This is a genomic window from Kitasatospora sp. NPDC028961, assembly GCF_055564815.1.
This window is the reverse complement of record NZ_JBVHVO010000004.1, coordinates 479,495-497,529: the sequence shown is the minus strand read 5'-3', so window position 1 is coordinate 497,529 and position 18,035 is coordinate 479,495. Positions and strand designations below refer to the sequence as shown.

Annotated in this window: 14 protein-coding genes; 12 read left to right on the top strand and 2 right to left on the bottom strand. The window is 74.4% G+C overall.

The window, feature by feature from the left end; all coding sequences use genetic code 11:
* Positions 1 to 289 precede the first annotated feature (289 nt).
* Positions 290 to 664: an ArsR/SmtB family transcription factor gene (locus ACZ4UX_RS12165; protein WP_465706559.1), complete on the top strand. Its 375-nt coding sequence runs from the start codon at positions 290 to 292 to the stop codon at positions 662 to 664.
* Positions 665 to 738: 74 nt separating this feature from the next.
* The gene (locus tag ACZ4UX_RS12160) at positions 739 to 870 is read left to right on the top strand and encodes a DUF6126 family protein (RefSeq protein WP_329491248.1); all 132 of its coding nucleotides are present in this window, start codon (positions 739 to 741) and stop codon (positions 868 to 870) included.
* Here the strand turns inward: ACZ4UX_RS12160 and ACZ4UX_RS12155 are convergent.
* On the bottom strand, positions 848 to 3,382 hold the full coding sequence (locus tag ACZ4UX_RS12155) for a cytochrome P450 (protein ID WP_465706558.1): 2,535 nt from the start codon (positions 3,380 to 3,382) through the stop codon (positions 848 to 850). The genes ACZ4UX_RS12160 and ACZ4UX_RS12155 overlap by 23 nt on opposite strands.
* A gap of 434 nt (positions 3,383 to 3,816) precedes the next feature.
* On the opposite strand from ACZ4UX_RS12155, the gene ACZ4UX_RS12150 reads away from it, so the two are divergent.
* The 3 genes from ACZ4UX_RS12150 (at position 3,817) to ACZ4UX_RS12140 (ending at position 5,845) form a co-directional block, all read left to right on the top strand.
* Positions 3,817 to 4,596, top strand: a complete 780-nt coding sequence (locus ACZ4UX_RS12150; RefSeq protein WP_465706557.1) for a sigma 54 modulation/S30EA ribosomal C-terminal domain-containing protein — start codon at positions 3,817 to 3,819, stop codon at positions 4,594 to 4,596.
* A gap of 152 nt (positions 4,597 to 4,748) precedes the next feature.
* A complete protein-coding gene (locus tag ACZ4UX_RS12145; protein WP_329491251.1) occupies positions 4,749 to 5,171 on the top strand; it encodes a hypothetical protein in 423 nt (140 codons plus the stop codon).
* Positions 5,172 to 5,278: 107 nt separating this feature from the next.
* The gene (locus tag ACZ4UX_RS12140) at positions 5,279 to 5,845 is read left to right on the top strand and encodes an SMI1/KNR4 family protein (protein WP_465706556.1); all 567 of its coding nucleotides are present in this window, start codon (positions 5,279 to 5,281) and stop codon (positions 5,843 to 5,845) included.
* A 309-nt stretch (positions 5,846 to 6,154) separates the two neighbouring features.
* Here the strand turns inward: ACZ4UX_RS12140 and ACZ4UX_RS12135 are convergent, their stop codons facing one another.
* Entirely contained in the window at positions 6,155 to 7,540 is a 1,386-nt protein-coding gene (locus tag ACZ4UX_RS12135) for an NAD(P)/FAD-dependent oxidoreductase (RefSeq protein WP_465706555.1), read from the bottom strand.
* 885 nt (positions 7,541 to 8,425) lie between these two features.
* Here ACZ4UX_RS12135 and ACZ4UX_RS12130 point away from each other — a divergent pair.
* The 7 genes from ACZ4UX_RS12130 (at position 8,426) to ACZ4UX_RS12100 (ending at position 18,014) form a co-directional block, all read left to right on the top strand.
* The gene (locus tag ACZ4UX_RS12130) at positions 8,426 to 10,696 is read left to right on the top strand and encodes an RICIN domain-containing protein (RefSeq protein WP_465706554.1); all 2,271 of its coding nucleotides are present in this window, start codon (positions 8,426 to 8,428) and stop codon (positions 10,694 to 10,696) included.
* A gap of 141 nt (positions 10,697 to 10,837) precedes the next feature.
* On the top strand, positions 10,838 to 11,542 hold the full coding sequence (locus ACZ4UX_RS12125) for a hypothetical protein (protein ID WP_465706553.1): 705 nt from the start codon (positions 10,838 to 10,840) through the stop codon (positions 11,540 to 11,542).
* A gap of 112 nt (positions 11,543 to 11,654) precedes the next feature.
* Positions 11,655 to 12,671 carry a UDP-glucose 4-epimerase GalE gene (gene galE / locus ACZ4UX_RS12120; protein ID WP_465706552.1) on the top strand — a complete coding sequence of 339 codons (1,017 nt, stop codon included), beginning with the start codon at positions 11,655 to 11,657 and terminating at the stop codon, positions 12,669 to 12,671.
* 141 nt (positions 12,672 to 12,812) lie between these two features.
* Entirely contained in the window at positions 12,813 to 13,289 is a 477-nt protein-coding gene (locus ACZ4UX_RS12115) for a hypothetical protein (RefSeq protein ID WP_465706551.1), read from the top strand.
* Between the two features lie 1,233 nt (positions 13,290 to 14,522).
* Positions 14,523 to 15,743 (top strand): helix-turn-helix transcriptional regulator, encoded by a 1,221-nt coding sequence (locus ACZ4UX_RS12110; protein ID WP_465706550.1) that lies wholly within the window; start codon positions 14,523 to 14,525, stop codon positions 15,741 to 15,743.
* 244 nt (positions 15,744 to 15,987) lie between these two features.
* Positions 15,988 to 16,620 carry an FMN-dependent NADH-azoreductase gene (locus ACZ4UX_RS12105; RefSeq protein WP_329491259.1) on the top strand — a complete coding sequence of 211 codons (633 nt, stop codon included), beginning with the start codon at positions 15,988 to 15,990 and terminating at the stop codon, positions 16,618 to 16,620.
* A gap of 200 nt (positions 16,621 to 16,820) precedes the next feature.
* Positions 16,821 to 18,014, top strand: coding sequence for a cytochrome P450 (locus ACZ4UX_RS12100; RefSeq protein ID WP_465706549.1), 1,194 nt, complete (start codon positions 16,821 to 16,823; stop codon positions 18,012 to 18,014).
* The last annotated feature ends 21 nt before the right edge of the window (positions 18,015 to 18,035 follow it).

Below are 18,035 nucleotides of genomic sequence, written 5' to 3'. Positions count from 1 at the left end.
GGTTGAAACCTGGCCATTGGGGTCACCTGCCAAGGCTCGCCCCCGCCTCTGGATGGGGCCCGTGGGGGCTTTTTCCGCCCTCCCTTCCCCCCCCCCCCGCCGCGTTTCCCCGGGGGCGCCCCCGGGCTCGGCCCGGTGCGCCCCCGGGGTGTTCGGGCTCCGGATGATGATGACTTGAAGAAATCTTCATCTGCCAGGATGATGCTTCCCGGTCGTGGCGGCCGGGGCACGGCCCCGCCGGCGCGGGCGTGCACACCGGCACCACCGAGCAGCAGGGAGCGAGCGGACGATGGCGGTCCCGATGTACCAGGCCAAGGCGGAGTTCTTCCGCACCCTCGGGCACCCCGTCCGGATCCGGGTCCTGGAGCTGCTCCAGGACGGGCCGCGGCCGGTGCGCGAACTGCTGGCCGAGATCGGGATCGAGCCGTCCAACCTCTCCCAGCAGCTCGCCGTGCTGCGCCGCACCCGGCTGGTCACGGCCACCCGTGAGGGCAACACCGTGGTGTACGCGCTGAGCACGCCGGACGTCGCCGACCTCCTGCGGGCCGCACGGCGGATCCTCACCGACCTGATCACCGACCAGGGCGCGCTGCTCACGGAGCTCCGGGGGCCGGACGCCGCCGGGACGCCGGGCCCCCGCGCCGAGCGGGTGAGGAGCGGATGACGGCCGTCCGGCCCGACGCCGCCACCCGGCCGTCCGATCGCGCACCCGGCCCCCGACCGAAGGAGAACCCGGCCATGGCCAGCGGCACCAGCGACGAGAAGAGCAGGCGCAGGGCGATGCTGATCCGCGCGGGCATCTACATCTTCGCCACCCACTTGTTCGCCGGGTTCGTGCTCCTGCTGTTCACCCTCGGCGACCGTCACTGAGGTAGCGGCGACTGGTGCTGGTCCACGCGTAGACGCCGTCGACCAACTCCCGGCTGCCGTCGAGGTACCAGTGCCCGGCGGGGTGGCGGCGCCGCAGCCGGCGGCGCAGCGTCCGGCTCTCCTCCCGCAGCCGCGCGATCCGGGCGCGCACCGACAGCTCCGCCCGGCGGCGGGTGCAGCCGCGGACCCGCTGCAGGGTCAGCACGGTGTTGAAGGCGGCGGCCGGCTGGCGCTCCTCCCGCTCCAGCGAGTAGAGGTCGTTGATCAGCGTCGCGGCGTCGGCCGTGTGGGCGCGCAGCCGGTGCAGTTCGGGATCGGCGTGCAGCCCGGCGGGCGCGTCGGCGCCGTGGACGCGCTCCAGTATGTTCATGAACGGGTAGAGGCAGCTGGCGTGGCGGCGCAGCCGCATCGTCTCGGGGAGGCCGGGGGAGGTGCCCCGCGACCGGTGCACCGCCTCGGCGATGAAGGTGTCCAGGCACGACCGCCACTCGGTGGCGCCGCGCGCGCGCCAGGCCGGTGACATGCCCTCGTTCTGCCGCAGCCACAGCTCCCGCCAGGCGCCCAGGAGCCGGTCGTCGCCGGGGGCCGGTCCGGCGGACGCGGTCGCGCGGTCGGGGCCGGTGAGGACGGCGAGCAGCGGGTCGACGAGGGCGCGGGCCCGGTCGGGGTGGCGGCCGGGGGCACCGTCGAAGCGGTCGTCGAGGATGGTGAACCAGCCCAGGACGTCGACGAGCAGGTCGAGTTCGGCGCCGCGGGCCCGGGGGTAGGCGTGGCCGATCAGCTCGGGGAGCGCGTAGGCCTGGTAGCGCGGCAGGTCGGCCGGGGTGAGCAGGCCGTGGCCGACCACCCAGTCGGCGTGCCGGGCGGTGGAGGCGCGCAGTTCGGCGGGCCGGCGCGGGCCTCCGGGGGCGGGCGGCCGGGCGGCGGGGTAGGCGGGCGGAGCCGGCCGGGGGCCGAGCGCGGCCCGGGAGGTGACCGCGGCGGGGCGGGCCGGCACCGCGTGCGGCGCCCGGTCGTCCGGCCGGCCGACCGGTCGGTCCGGGGTGGGGGCGGTGCGCGGGGCGAGGCGGACGCGCAGGTCCTGGGCCTGGACGGTCGTCCAGACCACCTCGCGGGCCCGGGATCCCGCCACCGCCGTCGGCCGCCAGCGGCGCAGGATCGCGGCGGCGGCCACGGTCAGCTCCGCCCAGGCGAACGCCTCGCCGATGCACTTGTGCTTGCCCGCGCCGAACGGCAGGAACGCCTGCCGCCCGGCGGTCGCGGCCGCGCCGCCCTCGCGCCAGCGGCCGGGGTGGAAGCGCAGCGGCTCCGGGTAGAGGTGCGGGTCGCGGTGCAGCGCGGTGAGGCTGTACAGCAGCTCGGTGCCGGCCGGGATCCGGTACGGGCCGAGTTCGACCGGCACGGTCGCCGTCCGCATCAGGAAGGCGTTCGGCGCGTGCAGCCGGACCACCTCCTGGGTGACGCTGCGGGTGTAGCCGAGCCGGGCGAGCGCCTCGGGGGTCGGGACGGTGCCCGCCGGGAGGTGTTCGTCCAGCTCGGCCAGCACGCGGGCCTCCACCCCGGGGTGGCGCAGCAGTTCGTCGAGCAGCCAGGTGAGCGTGGTGGAGACGGTCTCGGTGCCCGCGCCGAACATGGTGATCGCCTCCGACCGGACGTCGGCCTCGGTGAGCGGCCGGCCGGTGGCGGGGTCGGTGGCCGCGCGCAGCAGCGCGGGGAGGGTGCGGTCCGCCGGCCCGGAGGGCCGCCCACCGCCCGCGGAGCCGCCGAACGGGCAGCCGCCCGCCGGCGCGCCGCCGGGCCGGGTACTGCCGTCGACGGCCTGGTCGACGACCTGGTTCAGCACCCGGACGGCGGCGTCGAACCGCCGGTTGACCGGCAGCGGCAGCCGGGCGAACGCCGGGTGCGGGTACAGCGACTGGACGATCTGGCCCTTCACCATGTCGGGCAGCGCCCGGTGGAAGGCGAGCGTGGCGTCCTCGCTCAGCCGGGCGTCGAACAGCGTGCTGGTGACGATCTCCAGCGCGAGGTGGTTCATCTCCTTCGCGACGTCGAGGACCTGGCCCTCCCGCCAGCTCCCGGCCCGCTCCTCGGCGACCCGGTGCATCACCGCGAGGTACTCGGCCGTCCGCTCCGGGCCGAAGGCGGGCTGGACGGTCCGGCGGCGGTCGCGGTGCGCCTGGCCCTCGGACATCAGCAGGCCGTCGCCGAACGCCGTCCTGAGGGTGTCCTGGACGGCGCCGCGCGGGCAGTCGTACGCGAGCGCGACCAGCAGGGTGTGGACCAGGCCGGCGTCGGTGACGACGCAGACGGTGCGCGGGCCGAGCCGGATCCGCACCACGCCGCCGTGGCGGGCGAGCGAGCCGAGGAAGCCGAGCGGGTCGCGCAGCAGGGCGGGGGCGTGGCCGAGGCCGGGCAGCGCGCCCGGCGCGAGCGGGGGAGGGGCCGCGGGGGTTCTCCGTGGGGTGCTTCTGGGGGGAACGGTCGATCTCCGGCTCTCAGTCGTCAGGACCATGACATTACCTCTCACCAGATGAACCGTCGCGGCGGCACCGCCGGTGTCGTCGCCGCGACCGGGGGGGGAACCGGGGGCTCCGCCGGAGCGGACCCCGCGCGCACCACTGCCAGAGGGCGCACGACATGGGAAACGCGCCGGTCCGGCGGGCGTTGCGCCGTACTCCGGTGGATCACCCCATCGGTGGAGCGCGCGGCGTGCGGCCCGCGAGCGGCGCCCCGGCTGCCGGGGGCACGGCGGAGGCGCGTGACGGGGACCCCCGGAGGCCCGTGCGGCCGGTCCGGTGCGGTGCGGTGCAGTCCGGTGCGGCCGGGCCCGGCCCGGTCGTCCGGCCCGGGCCGGGTGGTCCCGGGCTGCCGCGCGGACCAGGTCTTTCGGCCCTCGGCGGGAGGGCCCCGGGCGGTCCAGCATGGTCCCGGACCGAGGAGGACCTGATGACCCGTCTGCACCACCCGCCGGCCCCCGACCTGCGGGTGGAGATCCGCGGCGAACTTCCGCGCGCGGATGCCGAGTACGCGCGGGCGCGGGCACTGGGGCTGGGCACGGCCCTCGGGCCGGGCGCGCACGCCGTCCGGATCCGGCTCACCCGGCTGCGCCACTGCTCGCTCACCCGGCCGGTCGTGGCGCAGGCCGCGGTCGAGCTGGACGGTGTCGGCCCGGTCCGGGTGCAACTGGCCGCCGCGACCGGGACCGAGGCGGTGGACGTCGCGCTCGGCACGCTGGCCGGGCGCGCCACGCGGCTGCGCGAGCAGGGGGAGATCGGACTGGCCGCGGTGTACGAGAGCGCCTACCGGCCGCAGTACGCGCCGCGCCCGCTGGCCGAACGGCAGCTCGTCCGGCGGAAATCGGTCACGCCGGTCCGCTGCACCCCCGACGAGGCCGCCCGCGCGATGCTGGCCCTGGACCACCGCTTCCACCTCTTCGTCGACGCGCTCACCGGCCAGGACGCCGTCGTCCACCGCGGTGCGGTGAGCGGCGGCCTCCGGGTGGTGCGCGCCCACGCCGGCGCGCGCGCCGGCGGCTCCGGGCTCCTCACGACCGAAAGCCCGCGTCCCGCGCCCACGTCGGACCTGGCCGAGGCGGCCCGCCGGCTCTGGCTCACCGGTCGGCCGTTCGTCTTCCACACCGATCCCGGAGATGCCCGGGGTCGGGTGCTCTACCGCCGCTACGACGGCCACTACGGCTTGATCACGGCGGTAGCGCAGGCCTGCTGAGGGGCAGGTATCGGACGGCACCGGTCGGTCCGGTACCGCAGGACGCAGGAGGCGGCACGCAGGACGCGGCACGGCACCGCCCCGAACGAGTGACGAGCAGACGAGCACCCGACCGACCGGCACACCCCTAGCGCAAGACGGGAACTGGGACCATGGACTGCGAAGAAGTCATGCTGACCGTCCGGATCTCCGCGGCCGAGCGGGCCCTGCTGCGCGCACTGGCCCGCGGCCACCGCGGTGACGTGTCGGAGGTCGCGGTGGACGGCCTGCTGGACGTCATCCCCGCCCTGCACGACGACGCGGGCGTGCCGGGGCTGTTGCGCGTTCTCGCCCGGCCCGCGCCCTGCGCCGTCACCCTCTGGCTGCCCCTGCCGGTCGCGGACCTGCTCCCGCTGGTCGGTGAGCGGGTCACCCGGGCCGCCGGGCTGCCGGTCGGCCCCGCCAGTGCGGCGCTGGCGGCCGGGCTGCGTCTCTGGTTGGCGGGTGACCCGGACCGCCTGGCGGCCTCCCTCGCCGCCATGCACGCGCAGGGTGTCCACTCCTACGGCGTGGGACACCTGGGCGTCGCGGCCTGAGCAGTCCTGAGCAGCCCTGAGCAGCCCCGAGCCGCCGTGAACTGCCCTGAGCCCGTGCCCTCGTGCGGGGGCCGCGGTTGTCCTACCCCTCTGGTACTCCTGACGGCATGACGGAACACGCCTCGGCCGCCGACCTCGCCCTGCTGCGCGCCGCGTTCGGTGCCGACCGGGCGGGGTCGGCCGTGCGGACGCCGCCACTCGGCCGCGGCGGGGTGCGCGCCTTCGAGGCCGAGCACGGCATCGTGCTGCCCGAGCCGTACCGGACGTTCGTGGCCGAGATCTGTGACGGCTTTTCGGACGGCCCGCCGCACCACGGGTTGATACCGGCCGCAGCGCTCCCGGCCGACTGGGGCGCCGGCCGTCCCGGGCAGGTCCTCGCCGAGCCGTTCCCGCTGTCGGCCGCCTGGCTGTGGGACGACGATCCACGGCCCGAGGAGGAGGTCGAGGCGCTCCTGGAGCGGGTCTTCCACCACGGCTCGATCGTGCTGGGCACGGACGGCTGCGGGATGTACTGGCACCTGGTGGTCTCCGGCCCCCGGCGCGGCGAGATCTGGCTGATCACGGGTGAGGGCGCCGTCCCCTACGGCGCCCCGGACGGCGGGTCGACGGGGGAGCCGGGCTTCGCGGGCTGGGTCGCGCGCTGGGCGGCGGGCCTGCCGTGGTGGTCGGAGTGACAGCAGGGGCCGGGCGGGCCTGCCGGGGCGGTCCGAATGGCATGTCCTGGGCGGGAAGTTGGCTGGTCGGAGTTCTGGTCACGGCGCCGGCTCAGGTCTAGCATTCCGGTCACGGCAGCCGTGGTCCGGGCATTCGGACCAGCCGGCCGGGTGGCTCCGCCACCTCATGCCGGGGAGCGCGTACCCCCCGAGCGCGCTTCCCGGCGCCGCCGGCCGACCGTCGGCGGGGCCGTCGGCGACCGGGGCCGGGCGGTCTGTACGGGCCGGTCAGAAGGGCTCGGTCAGTACAGGCCGGTCAGTACGGCTCGGTCAGTACGGTCCGGTCAGTTCGGCCACCCGCGGGAACCGGGCGATCGCCTCGCCGAGGGTCGGTGGGACGGTCCGGCGGGGCCGCAGCGTGGCGAGGGCCACCGCGGGCGAGGTCAGCCGGCCGGCGGGTGCGGCGAGCGAGAAGACGTCGAAGTAGGCCGCCGAGACGGCCGGGTCGGTGAGGGCGGCGCGCAGCAGCCGCTCGGTGTACCAGCGGCCGAGCCGCGCGGTCGGCCGCTGGGCGGGAGGTTCGTTCGACCGTGCGCCGGGGAAGTCCCGGTCCTGCTCCTCGGCCATCTTCCACGGGGTGTCGACGGCGCGGGCGATCCGCCGCTGCACGGTGGCGCTGACGTGCGGGTGGAGCCCTTCGGCGTCGAGGGTGGTCCGGATGGCGACGGCGCACTGCGCGGCGACGGCCATGCCGTGGCCGTAGACCGGGTTGAGGGCGGCCAGCGCGTCGCCCGTCGCGGCGAACCCCGCGGGTGTCCCGCTCTCGTAGCAGCGGCGGCGGTTCAGCGTGCCGCGACACGTGCGGATCGGGCCGACGGGGCGGGCGGCGCGGGCCAGGTCGTGCACGACCGGGTGGGTGAGGCCCTTGAGGAAGGTGTGGAACTCGGCCTCGGTGCGGGAGGGTTCGCCGGCCCGGGTGCCGGAGAGGGTGATGATCCAGCGGTCGTTCTCGATGGGGACGACGGTGGCGCCGCGCCCGGGTGTCCGCCGGCCGGGGACGGGGACGATGCTGACGACGGGGAAGCCCTGGTTGCCGCGCGGCGCGTCGAAGAGCCGGGCGGCATAGGCGAGTCCGGCGTCCACGGTGACCTCCCGCGGTCCTGCCGAGCCGAGTGCGCGCAGCCAGCGCGGGGCCTGGGAGCGGCGGCCGGTCGCGTCCACGACCAGGTCGGCCGGGAGGGTCTCGCGCGATCCGTCCGGGTTCCGCACCAGCGCCCCGCGGACCTGGGCCGCGTCGCCGGTCAGGCCGAGGACGGAGGTGCCCTCGCGGATCGTGACGGCGGCCCGGCCGCGCAGCCGCTGCCGGACGATGTGGTCGAGCAGGTGCCGGCTGCAGGCGATCAGATAGGCGGTCGACTCGAAGGCCTGGAGCCAGCCCGGGCCGAGGCGCATCAGCATGCCGGAGGGCATCGGCCGGCGGTGGGCTCCGGCGGCCAGCAGCGCGTCGACGGTTCCCGGCAGCAGCGCGTCCAGGGCGTCGGCTCCGCCACCGAGCAGGATGTGGCTGAAGTCACCCTGCGGTAACCCCCGGCGCGGGTACGGCCCGTCGGGGAGGGTGTCCTGCTCGACGACGGTGACGCGGCGGGCGTGCGGTTCGAGGGCCGCGGCGGCCAGGAGCCCGGCGAGTCCGCCGCCGAGCACGACGGCGGTGCTCACCGCGCTCCGGCGGAGCGGTCGGGCGCGCGGTGGTCGAACAAGCGGTGGGTGGGCGTGCGGTGAGCGGACGTGCGGTGGGCGGTGAGGCGCTCGGAGTCGGGGTGCGCCGAGTCGCGGTGGGCCGTCGGGCGTGGGGCGTCCGGCGGGTCGTGCGGGAGTGGCACCAGGTGCCCGACGGGCGGCCGGGGAATCATCGAGGAGCCTCCGTGCGGTAGCGGACGGCGGGGCCGCCCAGTGGACGAGGGCGCGGACGAACGGGTTCCGCTCGTGCACGAACTCCGTTTCGGGGGAGCCGACTTCGCGAAGCCGCGAGGAGGGTGCCGGCGGGGTGGGGCGCCCGGGCAGCCCGTGGCGGTGGCACCGGTGACGGCCGGACGGGCGTCCGTCCCGACCCCCCGGCCGGAGCCCGGCGAACCCGGCTCCATGCCCCCCACCCCCGCTCTTCGATCGCCGGTCCCCGGCCGCCGGTCACCGGACTCCGGCGGTCACCGGTCATCGGCCACCGGTCGGTCGACCGAGGAAGCCCATTCTGGCCAGCGGCCGCAACTGTTCAAAGGACAACCTTCGTTCTTCCCTCGCACGGGTGACCACGGCCCCGGGTGAACGGCGGTCACGCGGGCGACCGGACCGGTCGGGGCGGGGCCGTCCGGGAACCGGTGCGGTGCGGGCCGGGCGGCCCGACCACCGGTCCGCGCCGAGGGGTTCGCCGCGTGCTCGGTGGGCTCGTTCGCGCGCCGGTTCGAAGTCATCCGCAGATCTGCGCGAGTTTCGAAAGGAGGTTTCTGTTATCCCGCCCGGTCGGCCGTGGTCTCCCTGGTGTCGGACGGTCCGGCCGCCGCGAGCAGCGGCAGGCGGACCGTCACACCGAGGAGAGGAGACGAACACATGGGAGACCGGAGCAGCGAGCGCCGGAGTACCGAGCGGCGTCGCCGCCGGAGCGGCAGGCCCGGGCGCCGGACGGCGCTCCTGGCCGCAGCCGTGGTGGCCGGGCTGGTCGCGGGCGCACTGGGGATCCAGACCGCGTTCGAGCCGGCCGCGGACCGCAGCGTGTCGGTGGCGGCGGACGCCGCGGCCGACCGGGCGGCGGGTGGCATGGCCGGAGTGGTCGCCGACGGCGACGACCCGGGGGAGACCGGCACCGCCGAGGGGGCCACCCAGGCGCCCGCTCCGCAGCGGGAGAAGAAGGCCGCCCCACTGCAGGAGATACCCAAGGACCAGCCGGAGCGCGGTCTCGTCTACGCCGGTCTGGCCCTGCCGAGCGGCGACCGGTGCGCCGGCTCGCTGGAGGTCTCGGGCGGGCAGCTCTGCAGCCACGGGCCGGACGCGCCGCCCAAGGACGTGGACATCCGCAAGGACATCCCGCCGGTGGCCGCCGCGGCCGACCGGGCGCCGGTGCTCACCCCGGCCCCGGACGCCCAACCGCCCGCCGCCGCCGACCTGTTGAAGGGTGCGGCGCCCGTCCTGGACGCCGGGCAGAAGGCCCTGCTGGGTGACGCCGCCGCCGGAGCGCCCGCGCCCCAGCAGGCCGCGGCCGCCGCCGGCTCCGCGCTCGTCTGCGAGGGCGACGGCAGCACCGGCAACCGGGTCCAGGCGGTGTACGTCCACGCCCCCGGCAACGACCGGTTCGCCCAGTACCTGGCCTCGTTCAAGAAGTGGGCCGCGGACGTCGACGTCATCTACAACGCCAGCGCCCAGGAGACCGGCGGCGTGCGGCACGTCCGCTTCGTCACCGAACCCGACTGCACCGCCTCGGTGCTGAACGTGCAGATCTCGGACTCCGAGATCAAGGACTTCAACGCGAGCAACCGCGCGCTCGCGGCGCAGGGGTTCAACCGCAAGGACCGCAAGTACATGATGTTCACCGATGCCAAGGTCTACTGCGGCATCGGCACCTTCGCGGGCGACGAGCGCCCCGGGCAGGACAACCTGAGCAACTTCGGCCCGTCGTACGGCCGGACCGACTCCGGCTGCTGGGGCGGCTCCACGGCGGCGCACGAACTCGGCCACAACCTGGGTGCGGTGAGCAACAGCGCACCCAACTCCAGCAAGGGCGGCCACTGCGTCGACGAGTGGGACCTGATGTGCTACTCGGACACCCCGTACTACCCGGCGATGAAGACGGTCTGCCCGGACAACGCCAGTGACAACCGGCTCGACTGCCACCACGACGACTACTACAACACCGCTCCCGCGCCGGGCAGTTACCTGGCCACGCACTGGAACGTCGCCAACAACCGGTTCCTGATCCCCGGGGGCGGCACCGGCCCGAACCCCAACCCGAGCCCCACCGCCACCCCGACGGCCACGCCGACCCGGACCACCACGCCGAGCCCGACCGGCACGCCGACCAAGACGCCGGCGCCGACCCCGACCGGGAGCCCGACGGCGACCACCACCCCGTCGCCCACCGGTACGCCGACCCGGACCGCCTCGCCCACGCCGACCCCGACCGCCTCGCCCACCGGTGGCACCGCGCCTGAGGTGACGGCCAGTCAGCTCACCCAGAACTCGGTCATGCTGAGCTGGACGGCTGTGCCGGCGGCCGCCGGGTACGACGTCCTGCTGAACGGCCAGACCATCGGCACCGTCCGCTCCACCGTCGTCGGTGTCGTCGGGCTGGCGCCCAACACCTCGTACACCGTCGCCGTCGCCGTCCGCGACAGCGCGGGCAGCGTCTCCAAGCCCGGTCGCGCCGCCACCTTCCGCACCCTCGCCGATGCCGGCCAGCCGCAGCCGGGCACCCGCTACACGATGGTCAACGGGCTGACCGGTCAGGCCGCCGACCTCTGGGGCAGCTCGCTCAACGACGGCACGGCGGCCATCGCGTACCAGCGCACCGGCTACGCCAACCAGAAGTGGAGCTTCGAGGACGCCGGTTCGGGCACCGTGCGGATCAAGTCGGCGCGTTCCGACAAGTGCCTCCAGCTGGGCGGCACCCCGGTGGCCGGCCAGTACCTCGCGCAGCAGCCCTGCTCCGACTCCGGCGCGCAGAAGTGGCGGCTCACCCAGTCGGGCGGTGGGGCCACCCTGACGGCCGAGGGTTCGAGCCTCGTCCTCGGGGTCAGCAGCCGCTGGTACTACGGCGGTTGGCTGCTGGAGCTGCAGAAGCCCAACGGTCAGGCCTACCAGTCCTGGACGCTCCAGAAGACCAGCTGACGGCGGCCCCACCGAGGACCGTCCGACGGCGGGTCGCCCCGCCGTACCCGTTCCCCCGCCCGTCCCGATGACCCCGGGTGCGGCCGCCACCGCTCGGCAGCGGTGGCGGCCGCACCCGGCCACCCCCGAGGATGCCCCACCATGCGCACCCGAACGTTCGCCACCGCCCTCGCCCTCGCGGGGGCGGTCGTTCTCGCACCCGCCGCGCTGCCCGCCGCCGCCCACGGCGACACCGTCCACCTGGAGGTCACCGGGCAGGACAGCGGACACGTCACCACCGTGGCCACCTGGGAGAACGACCACGACCCGGTCACCGAGGAGTTCGCCGGGTCGCTCGCCGCGACCTCCGCCGACGGCCGCTCGGCCGGGCCCTGGCGTCTGGTCGGCGTGCCCGGGCACCCCGGCTCCTACACCACCCGGGAGATGCTGCCGGCCGGCCACTGGCGGATCACCGTGGACTGCGCGTTCCCCTCGCTCGGGCACGGCGAGCGGGAGCTCGACATCGAACCGGCGGTCATCTCCGACCCGCCCCTGCCGACCCCCACCGGGACGTCCGGCGCGCAGCCCACCACCGCCGGGCCCACGGTGGGGCCCACCGCCGTGCCCACGCTCACGTCCGGAGCCACGCCCGCACCGACCCCTCCGGCGGGGTCCCCCTCCGCCGGACCGACGGCCGGACCGACAGCCGGCCCGACCGCCGGGCAGACCGTGCCCCCCGCGCAGGACACCGCCGCCGGGAGCGACGGTTCGTCCACGGCGGTCCGGGTGGCCGTCGGCACCGCCGTGGCCGCCTTCGTCCTGGCCGCCACCGGCTTCGCGCTCCGCCGCCGGGCCCGCCGGCGCTGACTCCCGGTCGAAGGATCCGCAGGTCAGCGGAACCGGCGGGCCCGAACCCACCGTCCCCCCTCTCAACCGGACGCCGCCACGGCGTCCGACGGGAGCAAGGGAGCGTCCGCGCATGAAGAAGGTCCTGATCACCGGTGGCGCGGGATACATCGGCAGCACCGTCGCGTCCGCACTGCTCGACCAGGGCATCACGCCGGTCGTGCTCGACGACCTCTCCACCGGCCGGCCGGAGTTCGTCGAGGGCCGGGTGTTCTACCGGGGCGACATCGCCGACGCGGACCTCCTGGACCGCGTCTTCGCCGAGCACCCCGACATCGGCGCCACCCTGCACTGCGCGGCCCGGATCGTGGTGCCGGAGTCGGTCGCCAAGCCGCTGTTCTACTACCGGGAGAACGTCGCCAAGACCGTCGAGCTGCTGGAGGGCCTCCAGCGCAACGGCTGTACCCGGGTCGTCTTCAGCAGCTCCGGCTCCATCTACGCGCCCACCCCGGACGCCCGGGTCGACGAGAGCTGCCCCGTTGCCGCCGGCAGCCCGTACGCGCGGACCAAGCAGATGATGGAGCTGGTCCTCCAGGACTGGACCCGGGGCGAGGGCGCCGAGGACCTCCGGGTCGTCGCGCTGCGCTACTTCAACCCGGTCGGCGCCGACCCGCGGCTGCGCACCGGGCTGCAGGACCTCCGGCCGACCCACGCCCTCGGCAAGCTGATCGAGGCCCATGCCGACGGCGTGCCGTTCACCGTCACCGGCGCGGACTGGGCGACCCGGGACGGCTCCGGCATCCGGGACTACATCCACGTGCAGGACGTCGCCGAGGCCCACGTCGCCGCGCTCACCCGGTTCGACGAGGTGATCAAGCCCGCGGCCGAGGACCGCTACCGGGTGATCAACATCGGCACCGGTGAGGGCACCACCGTCCGCGAGCTGATCGCGGCCTTCGAGTCCGCCGTCGGCGCCGAGATCGAGGTCCGGGAGGCGGACCCCCGCCCCGGCGACGTGATCGGCTGCTACGCCGCCGTCGACACCGCCCGCGAACTGCTCGGCTGGACCGCGCGGCGCACCATCGCCGAGGCCGTCGCCGACGCCCTCGCCTGGCGCGCCAAGTGGACGGCGCACCTCGCCTCCGCCTGACGGGCGGCCGGCGCCGGCCGGGCTCCGTCCCGGCCCGCGCCCACCGCGCCTTCCGGCGAAGGCGAAGGCGAGAACCGGGCCGACGGCCGCGCGGGCGAGCCAGCGGGCACCCGCCGGCCGCACCGGACCGTGGGGAGCGGAGTGGAGTACCCGGCGGGGGAGCGGGTGGCCGGAATCAGCTGGTGGACGTGGACGTGGACGCGCAGGGCGCTGATCGGACTCCGCGGGGCGGTCCTGCTGCTTCCGGCGGCGCTGGTCGCGAGCCGGCTCGGCGGCTGGGACGACGGCACCCCGCCGGCGCTCCCGATGGTGCTGCTGCCCTACGCGGCGGTCGCCGGCCTGCTGGTGCCGGGTGTGCTGCGCGCCCTGCGCCCGTGGTGGGCGGCGGCCCCGGCCGGGCTGCTCGCCACCGGCCTGACGGAGACCCACGCCGAACTCGGCCGGGGCGGTTCGCCCGCCCGGCCGGAGGACAATGCGGACTTCCCGCACCTACCGCCGATGATCCAGATCGGCCATGTCCTCCATGGTGAAGGTTTGACCGGCGTGGCGGTGTCCGAGCACCGCGTGCCGGGTACGGATCACCGTGCGGTGGTGGCCGAACTCGCCGTGACGGGCTGAACGTCGAACGGCCGGTGCGGCCTGCGCCGCGCCGGTCGTCGGCCTGGCTCGGACCGGCTGGCCGCCCTTTGTGCACACGGAGAGCGACATGCCACAGGCGTCACTCCGGTCACAGAAATGATCACGATCATCACCCGATCGTGTTCGACATGACGTAGAGTCTGAATCGGCATGGACAGGCCAGGGGGCGCGTCCGAGTGCGTCTTCCGGCGGGGGCCGGGGGCGACGGCCCGCGGTGCGGGCGGGGACGGGTCTTTCCGGCATGTCGCACAGCGGGCGAGGCTGCGGGCCGAGGGGGTGGGTGCTGCGTGCGGATCGAGTCGGTGGTCGTGGTGGGTCGCGACGTGTCTGAACAGCTGCGGCGGCGAGACGATCTGTTCCACGATGTGGCCAGCCCTTTCCAAGGCCTCGGTGTTCTGGGCATGCTCGTGGGGGGCCTCCGGGGGGGCGCCGCCTTCGCCGGTCACGGCGACCGGGGTCGCTGTCGCAGCCCGGGTCACCGGCCGTCGGGACATCAGGGTGCCTGCGGCGAAAGCCTCTTACAGATCGGACGGTGTTCGCTGCCCTACCGTTCGCGGATGACCGACGACCCGGTCATCGCGCATTCCTCCCCCCGTCTCCCCCCGCCGGCCCCGTCTGGTGGTCGGGCGGCTGTTCAGAGCCCCGTCGACATTGTGGTCGCACCCGGCACCTCGTGACCGGAGCGGGCTCTTCCGGCTCATCGGCTGCGCGCCGCCGCGCGTTCGGCGGCCGACGCACCGTCGCGCAGTGGTCAATCTCACGTCAGCGCCCCAGGCGGCCCCGGCAGGTCTTCCTGGAGCCGAACGATGGCTCTGTGGAAGGGGGTTGCCGAATGTTGTCCAGACGTTCCGGCGCTCCGGAACCGGCCCTTCCGTCCTGCGGACCGGGCCCGGCCCGCCGGTCGACGGGCTCGGGGCACGGGGGCCCGACCATGCGTCGCGGACCGCCGGGCCGCCGCCCGTCCGCGACCGACCAGGCACCACCGGCACGATCGTGTTGCAGGCCCCACATTCCCATGTCGAATCGAGTGGCGTCCGACGATGCCCGCCGAGCAGCCGGGCAGGACAGGGCGGTACCGATTCCGAGTCGGAGGATACAGTGTCATTTCGGACTTACACGGCGCCCGGTCCTTCCCTGCAGTTATCCGACGAAGTCGTCCAGTTGGCGGCGCGTTCCGCCCAGTCGTGGCTCGACGGCCAGCTCGGTAGGAGTATGGATCTGGCTGCCGCCGCCACGGGCCGGGCGCAGGCCGGAGCGCCGGGCTCCTGCTCGCTGAAGGCGAGGATCTGGCACGCGACGCTGTTGACCCGCGTCCGCGGTCTGGGGGCGGCTACCAACATGCTCGCCGACGACACGTCACCTGTCCACGGATCGAACCAAGTTGAGAAGCGTGCCGCTCATTTGCTGTGCGAGGCGGAGCTGAGCCTGGCCAAGGGCGAGCTCGACCGGGCGGTCGCCTCGGCCCAGGCCGGTCTCCGGCTGGCCCAGCAGGCCGGCAACCGGTCGCTGAACCCGAGCGGGTTCCTCGTCATGGCGGTCAGTACGACTCGGCAGCTGGACCTCACCACCGCCCTCCAGTACGCGAACCGGCTGCGGGACCACGCCCTGCTCGGACGCGCGAACCTGATGGCCGGGCAGTGCGCCTGGGCCGTCGCCCAGGTGCTGGAGGCCCGGGACGGCACGGAGAGCATCGCCCACCTCCTGAAGGGGCTGGTGCACGACGGTGCGCTGGCCCGGGAGTTGCTGGTCTCGCAGCCGGCCGCGGCGGCCTGGCTGGTCCGCGCCGCGCAGCGCCTGTCGGACGACGAGATCGCCGTCCGGACGGTCACCCAGGTCAACGAACTGGCGGCGCGCAACCCCAGCTTCCGCACCGTCCAGGCGGCGTCCGCGCACGCCATCGGCCTGTTCGAGCGGAACGCCGCGGCCCTGGAGCGGGCCGCCGGCCTGCACCTGGACCGGTGGGCGCAGGCCTCCGCGCTGGAGGACGCGAGTGCGGTGCGGTTCGCCCGTCGCTCCGAGCAGGACCAGGCCGTCGAGCTGCTGAAACGGGCGGCGGACGGCTACGGGGCGGTCGGTGCCTCCCGGGACGTCTTGCGGGTGCGCAGCAAGCTCAGGGAACTGGAGGGCAACAGCGGGCAGTTCTCGCGCCGCCCGAGCCGGACCAGAACGATGGCCAGCCAGTTGACCGACACCGAGTACGCGGTGGCGGAGTTGGTGAGCCAGGGGCTCACCAACGGGCGGGTGGGGCGACAGCTCTTCATGTCCCCGCACACGGTGGCGTTCCATCTCAAGAAGATCTTCCGCAAGCTCGACGTCGCCTCCCGGGTGGAGCTGGCAGGCACCTGGAACCGGCTCGTGGAGGAGCGGACGACCGAATTGGGCCCGGAGTCCGCGTTCGTGCCCGAGGTACCGGCCGGGCGGTTGGCCGTGTGAGGCCCGCGCGCCGGTGCGACGGTGTGCGGACGTTCGCGGAACGGGCCCTTCCGACGGGGCCGCCGCGGCGTGCCGCCCGGCCGTCCGGGCCGGCGCGTGGGCCCGCCGCGCGGCTCCTCACGGGCCGGTGGCCACCCGCGCTACCAGACTGAGGGATGCCCGTCCGGGGCGTTTCTCCTTAGACTCGAAGAGCGTTGGAAAAGCAGTTCTCGGTGAATCGCTCAGGACAATCCAGGGGCCCTTTGTGTCTTCTCTTCTCCACATTGATTCGAGCATCCGCGCCACCGGCTCCGTGACGAGGCAGTTGTCGTCGTATTTCGCCACCCAGTGGCGCCAGAACCACCCCGGTGACGGTTACACCTACCGGGACCTGGCGGCCCAGCCGGTCCCGCACATCACCCACGCGGTGCGCGAGTCGCTCCTGGACCCCAGCCGTGACCACGGGCTGGCGCCGGCGGAGAAGGCGCTCACCGAGGCCGTGGTGGCCGAGGTCCGCGAGGCGAGCACGATCGTGCTCGGCGTCCCGATGTACAACTACGCCGTGCCGTCGACGATCAAGTCGTGGATCGACCTGCTGGTCAGCCCGGCCCACATGGTGCCCCCGGGCGCCGAGTCGGGCCCGCTGAGCGGCAAGACGGTCATCGTGGTCACCGCCCGCGGCGGCTCGTACGCGCCGGGCACGCCGCGGGAGGGCTGGGACCACCAGGAGCCCTACCTGCGCGCGGTGCTGAGCTCGATCGGCCTCGCCGACGACCTGAAGTTCGTGCACGCCGAGCTGACCCTCGCGGCGATCGTGCCGGCGATGGCGGCGCTCAAGCCGCTGGGCGAGCAGTCCCTGGCGAACGCCAACGAGACGCTCAAGAAGCTGGCTCTCTGATTCCACGGAACGGCCCGGCCGTCATTCGCGGCCGGCGGGAACATCGCGGCGGGCTGGTGCCGGATTCGCCGCGTGATTCGCCGTGCCCGCACACCGGTGCGGGCCCGGTGAATCCTCCGGGAAACGGCTCCGTACCGAACCGGCGGGGCTGCCGTTTTCGTGCGCAGGGATATTTCGACCCGAAACGGAGAAGGTGCGTCATGAGCGAGGCGATCTCTTACGAGGATGCCTGGGCGCGGACTGACAAGTTCGACCCGCCGGCGATTTTCGACGAGCTGCGGAAGGAGCGCCCGCTGGCGCGGATGGTCTACCCCGACGGGCACGTCGGGTGGATCGCCACCAGCCACGAGCTCGCCCGGCAGGTCCTGAGCGACCCGAAGTTCAGCCACAACCTGGAGATCGGGCACTTCCCGGTCACCAAGTACGGTGGTCCGGTACCGCAGTTCCCGGCCATGCCGGGGATGTTCATCCACATGGACCCGCCGGAGCAGACCCGGTTCCGCAAGCTGCTGACGCGCGAGTTCACCGGGCGCACGATCAACCAGCTGACGCCGCAGGTCGAGGCGGTGGCCGCCGAGCAGATCAAGGTCATGCGCGAGCACGGCAACTCCGCCGACCTGCTGGAGACCTTCGCCAACCCGCTGGTCCTGCGGGTGCTGTCGGATCTGATCGGCCTGCCCTACAGCGAGCGGGACCGCTACGCCGAGGCGCCGGCGATCATGAACAACCCGTTCGGTGACGCGCAGGAGTCGATGGCCGCGTTCGCCCAGGTGGGCGCGTTCATCCACGAGACCATCGCGCGCAAGAAGGCGGAGCCCGGGGACGACATCCTGAGCCGGCTGATCGCCACCGGGGAGCTCAGCGACGAGGAGCTGGGCAACATCACCGCCCTGCTGCTGTTCGCCGGTTACGAGACCACGGAGGGCGCGCTGACGGTCGGCGTGTTCGCGCTGCTGCACCACCCGGAGCAGCTGGCCGCCCTGCGGGCCGACCCCTCGAAGATCGACGACGCGGTGGAGGAGATCCTCCGCTACATCACCGTCAACCAGTACGAGATCTTCCGGACCGCCCTGGAGGACCTCGAACTCGGCGGCCACGCCGTGAAGAAGGGCGAGACGGTCACCGTCTCGCTGCCGGCCGCCAACCGCGACCCGGCGAAGTTCGGCTGCCCCGCCGACCTCGACCTCTCCCGGGACACCGCGGGCCACGTGGCCTTCGGCTACGGCGTCCACCAGTGCATCGGCCAGAACCTGGCCCGGCTGCAGCTGCGGGTCGGCCTGCGGGCCCTGCTGGAGGCCTTCCCCGACCTGCGCCTGGCGGTGCCGGCGGACGACGTCCCGCTGCGGACCCACGGGTCCGTCTTCGCTGTGAAGTCCCTGCCCGTTTCCTGGTAACTCCCTGCTCTCCGGAAGGAG

Bases quoted from the DNA above. Each gene is read 5' to 3' on its own strand.
- ACZ4UX_RS12165 (WP_465706559.1), top strand. From the start codon at position 290: ATGGCGGTCCCGATGTACCAGGCCAAGGCGGAGTTCTTCCGCACCCTC.
- ACZ4UX_RS12160 (WP_329491248.1), top strand. From the start codon at position 739: ATGGCCAGCGGCACCAGCGACGAGAAGAGCAGGCGCAGGGCGATGCTG.
- ACZ4UX_RS12155 (WP_465706558.1), bottom strand. From the start codon at position 3,382: ATGGTCCTGACGACTGAGAGCCGGAGATCGACCGTTCCCCCCAGAAGC.
- ACZ4UX_RS12150 (WP_465706557.1), top strand. From the start codon at position 3,817: ATGACCCGTCTGCACCACCCGCCGGCCCCCGACCTGCGGGTGGAGATC.
- ACZ4UX_RS12145 (WP_329491251.1), top strand. From the start codon at position 4,749: ATGGACTGCGAAGAAGTCATGCTGACCGTCCGGATCTCCGCGGCCGAG.
- ACZ4UX_RS12140 (WP_465706556.1), top strand. From the start codon at position 5,279: ATGACGGAACACGCCTCGGCCGCCGACCTCGCCCTGCTGCGCGCCGCG.
- ACZ4UX_RS12130 (WP_465706554.1), top strand. From the start codon at position 8,426: ATGGGAGACCGGAGCAGCGAGCGCCGGAGTACCGAGCGGCGTCGCCGC.
- ACZ4UX_RS12125 (WP_465706553.1), top strand. From the start codon at position 10,838: ATGCGCACCCGAACGTTCGCCACCGCCCTCGCCCTCGCGGGGGCGGTC.
- galE (WP_465706552.1), top strand. From the start codon at position 11,655: ATGAAGAAGGTCCTGATCACCGGTGGCGCGGGATACATCGGCAGCACC.
- ACZ4UX_RS12110 (WP_465706550.1), top strand. From the start codon at position 14,523: ATGGATCTGGCTGCCGCCGCCACGGGCCGGGCGCAGGCCGGAGCGCCG.
- ACZ4UX_RS12100 (WP_465706549.1), top strand. From the start codon at position 16,821: ATGAGCGAGGCGATCTCTTACGAGGATGCCTGGGCGCGGACTGACAAG.